The 9,487-nt window shown below is 43.8% G+C and carries 9 protein-coding genes; all 9 read right to left on the bottom strand.

All coding sequences use genetic code 11. The features are described 5' to 3' along the window. Positions 1–574 (bottom strand): Cache 3/Cache 2 fusion domain-containing protein (locus tag Q0C19_RS08575; RefSeq protein WP_295055108.1); only part of this gene is annotated, 574 nt, incomplete at its 3' end. 108 nt (positions 575–682) lie between these two features. Continuing rightward, positions 683–2,065 carry an OprD family outer membrane porin gene (locus Q0C19_RS08570; protein WP_295055106.1) on the bottom strand — a complete coding sequence of 461 codons (1,383 nt, stop codon included), beginning with the start codon at positions 2,063–2,065 and terminating at the stop codon, positions 683–685. Positions 2,066–2,153: 88 nt separating this feature from the next. Continuing rightward, positions 2,154–3,179, bottom strand: coding sequence for a hypothetical protein (locus Q0C19_RS08565; protein WP_295055104.1), 1,026 nt, complete (start codon positions 3,177–3,179; stop codon positions 2,154–2,156). Positions 3,180–3,192: 13 nt separating this feature from the next. After that, on the bottom strand, positions 3,193–4,044 hold the full coding sequence (fdhD, locus tag Q0C19_RS08560) for a formate dehydrogenase accessory sulfurtransferase FdhD (RefSeq protein ID WP_366823120.1): 852 nt from the start codon (positions 4,042–4,044) through the stop codon (positions 3,193–3,195). A 60-nt stretch (positions 4,045–4,104) separates the two neighbouring features. Beyond that, positions 4,105–5,052, bottom strand: coding sequence for a cytochrome b/b6 domain-containing protein (locus tag Q0C19_RS08555; protein ID WP_295055101.1), 948 nt, complete (start codon positions 5,050–5,052; stop codon positions 4,105–4,107). Beyond that, complete coding sequence (gene fdh3B / locus Q0C19_RS08550) at positions 5,042–5,638, bottom strand: formate dehydrogenase FDH3 subunit beta (RefSeq protein ID WP_295055099.1); 597 nt, start codon at positions 5,636–5,638, stop codon at positions 5,042–5,044. The genes Q0C19_RS08555 and fdh3B overlap by 11 nt, the downstream gene beginning before the upstream one ends. Before the next feature lie 15 nt (positions 5,639–5,653). Further along, entirely contained in the window at positions 5,654–8,494 is a 2,841-nt protein-coding gene (locus Q0C19_RS08545; protein ID WP_295055097.1) for a molybdopterin-dependent oxidoreductase, read from the bottom strand. Positions 8,495–8,515: 21 nt separating this feature from the next. After that, a complete protein-coding gene (locus Q0C19_RS08540) occupies positions 8,516–8,731 on the bottom strand; it encodes a twin-arginine translocation signal domain-containing protein (RefSeq protein ID WP_295055095.1) in 216 nt (71 codons plus the stop codon). Positions 8,732–8,745: 14 nt separating this feature from the next. Beyond that, positions 8,746–9,327: a molecular chaperone TorD family protein gene (locus Q0C19_RS08535; protein ID WP_295055093.1), complete on the bottom strand. Its 582-nt coding sequence runs from the start codon at positions 9,325–9,327 to the stop codon at positions 8,746–8,748. Positions 9,328–9,487 lie beyond the last annotated feature (160 nt).

The following is a 9,487-nucleotide window of genomic DNA, read 5'->3' as shown; positions in this document are numbered from 1 at the left end:
TCGGAATATATTTTGTCATATACTCTTTGCCGAAAAGGGTAGCCTTACCGGTAAATTCCTCGCCGTTGAGCAGTTTTTGATAGGCAGGGTGTTTTATATCCAGTTTTGTCCCCATAGCTCTAGAGCCGTTTTCTTTTTTCAGCGATGTCGTTATACGAATAAAATCATCACCCGTCCGAACAAAGTAAGTCGCCACGGAGCCATCAGTCTGTCGCGTAAATTTATCGACAATTTCAAAGTTTCCATTTTGAACTTTGCCGTCGCTGGTTAAAAGGAAAGTGTTGTATTCCCCTATTTGTGCTGTTTTGGTTTCGTCAATATGGAGATTTCCTGAGAACTGGGTAAACGTATTGGCAGCTTTTTGGGCACCCTCTTTTGCCGCCTTATTGTAAGCGTCAAAAACGTCTTTGACAAGTTCTGTTTGAACTTTAAGATTATCGATACTCGTATTAGTGATACTTCGATATGAAATAATCGATACGATAATACTTAATATTGCAAATCCAAGTATTACTAATATTACGCTCGTAAACGTCAATTTGTTCTTTATACTCATATTTTCTATGAATTGCATTGTCTCTCTTTGGAATGGTTTGTAGATTGTTTGTTAAAGCGATTCAAAACTGCAGTTTTTGGAATGACCGGCATTCCAAAAACTCTTCATTATTGATAATAGGCAGCTTTAAAAGTTGTAATTTGCGATAACGCGGTATTCATCCCAGCTGGTTCCGCCGGCAGCGGCTGTCTCTTTAAAATCTCTTGGGAAATTTCCACGAAGACGCAATTGAAGATTTTTGACCGCTTCAGGAGAATAGATAACATCAAACCCTGCCTCAGTAGCTGTCCAAGCATGATTAGCTGAATAACCGTTTAGTGTGTCCATATCAAAAGAGGTGTAGTAAACACCTGTGTTTAGGTTGGCACCCATATCTTTCCAGTTATAACTCCCCGCAACTTTCCAAGCATCAGTTCCAGCCATAAATTGGTGACGTGTTACCATCCCCTGCGTATATGCCGGCATACCGCCCCAAGGTGTGATTGTCCCCCCGTTGATTGCGGCAGATGAATCTTTACTGTTGTGTGAAACCGCTGCATAAATGTCAAAATTTGCAACTTTCACCCCGGCTTTTGCTGCTATAAAATCACTGTTGACTTTAGTCGCATAGCTACTTCCGACATCATCTTCTTTAATGTATTGCGCCGCTAGGTACGGTGCTACACTCCCCATAGACCAGCCGTAATTGGCTTCAGCATAGACGGCATTGAGGATATCGTACGCATAATAATCCCATAATTGAAGCTTCAATCCCGGAATACCCGAGTAAATTGCCGCCGCAACACTTACACCCTTCGTATCATGCCCGATTGCGTAGGTTCCCATATTTTCAAAGTGGCCCACCATATTTGTAGCATTAAGGGCTCCACTGTAACCACTGGTTAAGGCTAACGTTGAAGCTGAATCTTGTTTTGCTTGCGTATTATTTGTTACACTGCTATTGTTATAACCATTGGCAAAAGTTCCTGCTGCAAATTTCGTCACATGTGCTGCGATCAAAGTCGTATCTTTGATATCAGTATTGCTTAGAACGTAGGCTTCGAAAAGGCTTGGAAGCATACGCGCATCATCTAATCCTGCGAGTGGAGTATCGAGTTTTTGGCGTCCTGCTTTAAATGCCGTATTACCGTATTTATACTGTAAATACGCCTCACCTAAATACGTTTCATTGTCACCGTTTGATCCAAAAAGAGTCAAGTCGTTTTCAGTGGCAGTTGAACTTTTACTGTCCAATTTATTAGTGGTGTAGAATGCTGCTCCGGCATTAAAACCATACAAAGAATCGGTTTCGTATTTAAGATAACCGCCAAGGGTTAACCCGTCGCGTTGTACGGTGCTTGCCCCTGAATAATCACGGTTGATATAAAAAGCACGGATTTGTCCGCTTACTTTTCCATCTTTAAATGCTCCTGCCAAATCATCGGACGCTGTCACGCTCAATACTAAGACTGACGCTAAAAGTGAAAGACGTACTGGTGCTGTTACAGCAGATAACAATATTTTTTTCATATTACTTCCTAATTTATTTTTCAGTGGACCAGATATTCATCGTTTGCCAAGAATTCATCTCTTTTTTGAAATGAAATGAACAATCGAATCAATCAACTAAAATTGCTCTCAACTGCCGATACTTATGGATCACTTTCTCGCCGATACTCTCAACATCTTCACGCGTCAAATCCCCAAATGAAAAGCTTATAGCGACACGTGCCTCTTCATCTGAATATCCTATAGCTTTTAAAATACGTGAGGGTTGAGACAATCCCAGAGAACAAAGTTCCCCATTCGTTAAATAAATCCCTTCCAATGCCATGGAGCGGATTAAATCTCGGGCATAGATCCCGTCAAAGCCGATATAACAGCTATTAGACAACGTCAGTAGCGGATTGATCATTACTTTAACTCGACATCCAAGAGCATCGGTAAGTTGTTTCACAAACCGATCTCGTATCGTTTCAATATTTCCATAAGACTCATGTGATGCTTTTGTATATGCATGATAAAAATGATCATAAACCGTTAGGTCTATAGAGGGGATCATATCTGCGAAATTGCATTTACTGCACAAAAAAACACCGGAATGCTTAAACGAACCGACTTTATATCCCCAAACAAATGCAGCAAAGACCTTCGGAATATTTTCGAGTTTTAACGCATTGCTCAAATCCAAAATCAGATGCTTCGCATCAAAATAGCGATTAACCTTCTTCATCGATTCGACATAAAACGTATCTTCATCGACGGCACTGCAGACAAAATAACGTGCTCCCATCTCTTTAGCAGAAGCTAAAGATTTTTCGCACAATCCCCCTTCTGCATCGGCATCTACCCAGAAAATTGTGCGTCCCGATTTTTCTAAAAGCTGCCCTGCATGATATAGATTATAGGGAAGCTTTGACGAGAGGGCTATCGTCTCTTTTGCCGGAACAGCCTGATCGATAAAAAAACTCAAAGAAGCCGGTGAAAAATTACAGAATACGGCTTCCGAATACCCAAAATTCTCTGCAAATGATCGGTTCAGCTTTTGTAATAACTCAAGACTTTTACTATCACCGCTCCGTAAGCGAATAGCGATCGGCGCTGATTCAAACGGCTGAAAACTCGGTGCATGATTAACATCCAAGCAAAATAGTCGCTTAGGAGGCTGCAACACACACCTCATTGGCACATGCTGTCAAATCGGCATGGATTGTCGTATGGGCAGATTCAACACGAGACGAATGGGTATAAAGATTCATTTTACCCTCCCGCGCGAATCCGATCAGTGTTATACCGTGCAACTGCGCCGTTTTAATTCCCAATCGAGTCGGTGCCGCTTTTGAAATCACCATGGTAATTCCGTGCATGACACATTTCACGACCATTTCCATGGATAACCGTCCACTCACGATCAAAAAAGTATCTCGGGTATCAACTCTAGATAAACGGGCCTTACCAATTACCTTGTCTATCGCGTTATGACGTCCGACATCCTCCGCTTCAATCGCATCTGCGTTTAACAATACCAATCTCGCTTTATGGACACATCCGCTTTGACGAAAAAGGGCACTGCTTCCATAAAATCGGTCCACTTCCTCAAACAGCATATCGACGTTATACGTTATCGTCGAACGGTTGAAGTCTTTGACGATTTTATCTTCAACATTTCCCGTTACACCCACACAGCAGCCTGTCGTCAATGTTTTCTCTTTGAAAAGATTTTTCATATTGGCATCGTTAACGGCTGCATCGATATAAACGGATAAACCGTCATCCGAGATTCTTAGAGAGCGAATGGCATCAACCGAGTCAATAACCCCTTCACTCATCAAGAACCCTACGATATGGGCATCTTGATCGGATGCTATCCCCATGATCGATAACAATTTGCTACCGTTGAGAAAAAAATCGATTCTCTCTTCCGCAATAATCTCATCTTCTTCGATCATTACAGAACCGTTACGATACAGCTTCTCAATTATCAGTGTTTTAAGAATCTCTTTTGACATACCCATCCCCTATTCACAATCGTGCGGAGGAATTCTCCGCACACACATCCAATGAACGCGTTATACACGTCCTGCTTTTTTTAAATCTTCCAATACGTCCGGAGCAACCTGTTCTAGGTATTCTCTCGGATATTCTCCGCTCCAAAGTCCTTTTAAATACCCTTTGACTGATACCGCCGAAGCGTATACAAAATCAAGGATAAAGAACATAATCAAAACGCTCGCTCCAAAGTGAAGATAGAGCAATACGCGTCTAAACTGGATCACATCGGCATGGGTCAATGAACTCGGATGCAACGTAATAATCATCGCACCGCTGAAACAAAGCCCTGCCCCCATAGCGGCATAAAAAAACCAGATACCCCGTTTAGAGGGTTTAAAACTACCCGGCAAGATATGTCTAAAGGTGGTATTTTTTCTCCACCCTTTTAAATCCTTCGCCGCAATGACGGTAAAGATCAGCCAAATACTGATCCATGCCAAACCGGTTAACTCATGAAACTCTCTCAAAAGACGAGGAATATCTCCGCCCTCTGAACGTAAGCTCCATGTTATATTGAAGCCGGTGACTACCAGCATCATAATCATTCCGATATTCAACCAGATAACCGTACGCTGAAACGGAGTCAAGACTTGAACCATGTCATCCGGACGTGTAATCGTCGGAGTAATCCGACCGTTTTTCACGTACAAAAATACAAAAATCATAATCTCGGCAAAGAATACATACCAGATATACTCTTGTCGCTCATTGCTCGCACGAATAATTTCAGGGGCAACCGTGTTGTATGCCGGACCGAAAGCGGCGTTCACCATTTGCTCCAGCTCTGAAGTCGGAGCACTCATAACGCCGCTGGTATCACCCATCATGGCATGCAACGTAAACTGGATCAGGTAACCCCAGTCCATAATCATCAAAAATCCGACAAAAACGAATCCGACAACACCTAACCCAAGAGCCGTTAGAATGTAGGCTTTATTACACTCCCAAAAAGTTTTACTTTCCATTGTTGTATGCCTCCCATCCGTATGGTTTTAACGATGTATTTGCTCCGCGTTTAGCCGTGCGATACTCGTAAATCTTATCGACTTCGGCGGCATCGCCCGCGACAAGCGCTTTGGTAGAACACATCGATGCACACATCGGGATTTTTCCCTCGGCAATACGGTTTTGACCGTAATGTTCAAATTCACTCTCGCTGAGCGTTTCATCCGGTCCGCCGGCACAAAAGGTACATTTATCCATGACCCCTTTGACGCCGAAGATACCTTCATGTCCGAACTGCGGAGCACCGAACGGACATGCGTACAGACAGTAACCGCATCCGATACATTTATCTTTGTCATGCAATACGATTCCGTCCGTTCGGATATAAAAACAATCCGTCGGACACACTTTTTGACACGGTGCATCGGAACAATGCATACATGCCACCGAGAGAGATTTCTGTTTGCCTTCGATCCCCTCGTTAATGGTTATAACCCGTCGGCGATTCACGCCGACAGGAATTTCATGGGCTTCTTTACACGCGACGACACACCCGTTACAATCGATGCATCGGTAATCGTCACAATAAAATTTCATACGTGACATCTATTCTCGCCTCCCCTACGCTTTTTCAATACGCGCAAGCGTACATTTGGTTTCAGGGCAAGATGTGACAATGTCATACCCGTAACTTGTAATCTGATTCGAGTTTTCACCAAGTGCATACGGTGCAGTCCCTTTCGGATATTTGTCTACGAGGCTTTTACCGCTCCATAGTCCCGAAAAGTTCTGCGGTAAAAAGATATCGGTTTCAGCAACGGAATAACTGTAGCGAGCCTTCACTTTTATCTTACCTTCGCCGGTTCCGTACACCCAAATCATGTCACCGTTATCAATCCCATATTTTTTGGCGAGTGTCGGATGGATCTGCGCGTACATTTCCCCTGACAATTCAGCCAAATATTTAGAGGCTCGAGTCTCGGTTCCCGTACCCATGTGTTCAACAATACGTCCTGTGACCACATTGATCGGGAAATCCTCAACCCATTTTTGTTTGTTTTGCTCACTGGCGTAACGAATGTTCGTACGATAGTGATCTTTTTTGTCTTCAAACGTCGGATATTTGGCAACCAAATCCTGACGGAAACTGTGAAGCGGTTCACGATGTTTAGGGAGTTGATCGGTCCAATCCCATACACGCGCTCTCGCTTTTCCGTTTCCGTACGGACATAATCCCGCTTCCAACGCTTTATTCACCAGAATATACGTATTATCGTTTTTCCAGTTTTTACCTTTGACTTTCTCTTTTTCTTCAGCCGTTAGAGTAATGCCGAAAGATTCGATATTGTCTGCGGTAATCTCGAGATGGCCGCCTTTGAATCGTGATCCAACCGGTTCATTCACCGCAAGCAGTGTTTGTCCGTTTTTCTCAGCGATAACCACCGGTTTGCCGTCAGGTCCTTTATCCGTCCAACCTGCACGGAAGCCCATGCCGCCTTCCATAACAGAGATATCCGTTCGATACATGATCGGAGTCCCCGGATGTTTATCACTCCAGCACGGCCACGGCAATCCATAATATTCGCCCTCAACCACACCGGAGCCTTTTAGAGTAAGCGGATCAAACAGCGCCCAATTTTCTTGTTGGCGTTTCATACGTTCCGGAGTTACCCCTTGCAAACCGATCGTTTTGATGGCACGATTAAACTCTCTTGTCGCATCTTCAGGCCATTCATAACTCGCTTTACCGTTTTTCAACGATCGAGTGTACTCCTCATAAAAACCGAGACGTTTTGCAAATTCGAATAAAATCTCATGGTCTTCTTTCGCTTCATAAAGAGGCTTAACAACCTGAGAACGCCATTGATAACTGCGATTTGTTGCGGCTACCGAGCCCGAACTTTCAACTTGGCTGGCTGCCGGAAGCAAGAACATATTATCGGTACGATCGGTAATTACTGCCGCATCATTCACATACGGATCGATAAAGACGACCAAATCGAGTTTGTCCAACGCTTCTTTCGTTTTATGGGTCATTGTAATCGTTGAGATACCGTTTCCGATACAGATCAATGCTTTGAGCGGTGTACCCGCATTATTCGTCGCATTCGCTTCATCAATAACACCCCAAGGCCATGTGGAAAGAGAAAACCCTTTTTTCTCCATCATATCTTTGGTTTTAAAACGTCCTTGAAGCCACTCATAGTCTACTTGCCATTGTCCGGCATAGTATTTCCATGATCCCTCATTGATAGGATAATATCCCGGTAGATTTTCGGCCAAGTTTGCCATATCACTTGCCCCTTGAACATTGTCGTGTCCGCGAAGAATGTTACATCCGCCACCCACTTTTCCAATGTTTCCTAGGAACATCTGCATAATCGGTCCCAAACGGGTATTGCTGGTTCCGATCGTATGCTGCGTCCACCCCTGATTCCAGATCAAACACCCCGGAGAGTTTGCGGTAAATAGTTTTACTACTTCAAGAAATTTTTCCGCCGTACATCCACAAACATTAGCAACAACTTCCGGCGTATACTGCTCCGCTTCAATAACAATCGATTCCCAGTCAAATACACGTTCATCCAAATACTGCTTGTCATGCAAGTTATTTTTAACAATGTAACGGATCATTCCGTATAAAAATGCGATATCGGTTCCGGTTCGAATACGTGCATACATATCTGCATGCGCAGAGGTTTTCGTATAACGCGGATCAATCGAAATAATTTTCGCACCGTTCTCTTTCCCTTTTAGAATGTGTTGCATTCCGACAGGGTGATTGACCGCAGGATTAGCTCCCATAATCAAAATAACTTTCGAATTTTGCATATCTCCCAAGTGGTTGGTCATACCGCCATACCCAAGTGTATTCGCCACACCGGCGACTGTAGGGCTATGTCAGATACGGGCCTGATGATCGATATTATTCGTTCCCATAAACGCGGCAAACTTGCGAATATAGTACGATTGCTCATTTGAAACTTTGGCCGATCCGAGCAACATAATACTGTCCGGACCGTATTTTTTCTGAATGGCTTGAATCTGAGCACTGACCGAATCAAGTGCTTCATCCCATCCGATACGTTCCCAAACACCGTCTTTTTTCACTGTCGGATAACGCAAACGATTCGTTGAGCGTACTTTGTCGATTAAGTCAGCACCTTTACAGCAATGACCCCCCAAACTTACAGGATGTTCTTGAGCAACCTCTTGTCTTACCCAAACACCGTCTTTAACTTCCGCAATAATTCCGCATCCGACCGAGCAGTGGGTACAAATCGTTTTTACTTTTTTTGAACCCGGATAGGCTTCTTTCAGCTGTTGCGGCGTTGCTTTGACTATCGGCTCGCTTGCTGTGCAAACAGCAACCGCACCGACTGAAGTGAGAGCACCCATTTTTAAAAATGAGCGGCGCCCAATCTTCGAATTCAACAATTCCGTTGAGTTTCTTGGACTCATTCGTTCTCCTTTTCTTTAAATTTAGAGGGCAGATTTATAAAATTTGTCCCAATATTCCGTTTTTGCGTAGAGTGTTTCGTCTTTCCGGGAATTCCCGACAGCGACCCCATCACCATCGGTGTGTTCACCTCGATCGCGACTGGGTTGCGTCGCGGTGATCAAGCCTAAACTTCCCGCCGCAACAACGCCTCCGATCCCTAACCGTTTGAGAAAATCTCGTCGTCCGTTAGTGTCCATTGTTACCTCCTTTCCTAAGATAAATAGAATTCGAAATACGATTTTTCGAATGCAACAAAGAGGGCTAAAAATGAAGCGCACTCTTGATAGAAATCAGCTCGGCTACGATTAAACTGCGCATCGATAAATCCCCCGATGTAAGGTTCTATTACCTCTTGAAAAAGTTTTTTTTGTAAATCAGCATGCCCGTCATTCAGCAAACGGGCTGAGAGACCGAATAATATTCCAGCTTCATCTTCCCCGACACTGACGAAATCAGCTTTTATGTATCCGGCTTCGCACATAATCTCTTTGGTCATAATCGTCGGCATTCCCAGTTCACGTTCATCATGATAATAGGACATGGAGGAATTAATAAAATCACCGAACGGGAGATTAAAAAGGACATGAGCTTCCCGCGCGACAGCAGCTTTATCCTCAACCAGTGCGTTTATCATCCGATCGCTGTATTCATTAATCCCCTCCGCAAACGGCGATTCACTTACCGCACGAAGCACCGTGAGAATCGCTTCTGAATCATTCTCTACCCCTTCGTTTCGATACAATGCACCTAAGACGGTATAGATTGCGGCTCTGGCTTCTACGAGAGATTCCATTAATATCCTTCCTTAGCGGTAGCGTTTTCAAAGTGCTCTTTGAGCATCAGTTTCGGTTTGCATTCACCACAGCAGTAGAGGGTTCGCGTTTTAACATCATCCCACATCAAAGAAGCAAACATACCGGCCACTTTGGCAATAGCTTTTTCCGTTGCAAACG

Origin of the sequence: Sulfuricurvum sp. (assembly GCF_023250475.1) — a bacterium.
GTDB lineage: Bacteria > Campylobacterota > Campylobacteria > Campylobacterales > Sulfurimonadaceae > Sulfuricurvum.
This window is presented reverse-complemented; position numbering and strand designations above follow the sequence as displayed.

What these genes read in the sequence shown, in the direction of transcription:
- fdhD (WP_366823120.1), bottom strand. Translation starts at nt 4,044, where the DNA reads ATGTCAAAAGAGATTCTTAAAACACTGATAATTGAGAAGCTGTATCGT.
- Q0C19_RS08540 (WP_295055095.1), bottom strand. Translation starts at nt 8,731, where the DNA reads ATGGACACTAACGGACGACGAGATTTTCTCAAACGGTTAGGGATCGGA.
- fdh3B (WP_295055099.1), bottom strand. Translation starts at nt 5,638, where the DNA reads ATGTCACGTATGAAATTTTATTGTGACGATTACCGATGCATCGATTGT.
- Q0C19_RS08535 (WP_295055093.1), bottom strand. Translation starts at nt 9,327, where the DNA reads ATGGAATCTCTCGTAGAAGCCAGAGCCGCAATCTATACCGTCTTAGGT.
- Q0C19_RS08570 (WP_295055106.1), bottom strand. Translation starts at nt 2,065, where the DNA reads ATGAAAAAAATATTGTTATCTGCTGTAACAGCACCAGTACGTCTTTCA.
- Q0C19_RS08555 (WP_295055101.1), bottom strand. Translation starts at nt 5,052, where the DNA reads ATGGAAAGTAAAACTTTTTGGGAGTGTAATAAAGCCTACATTCTAACG.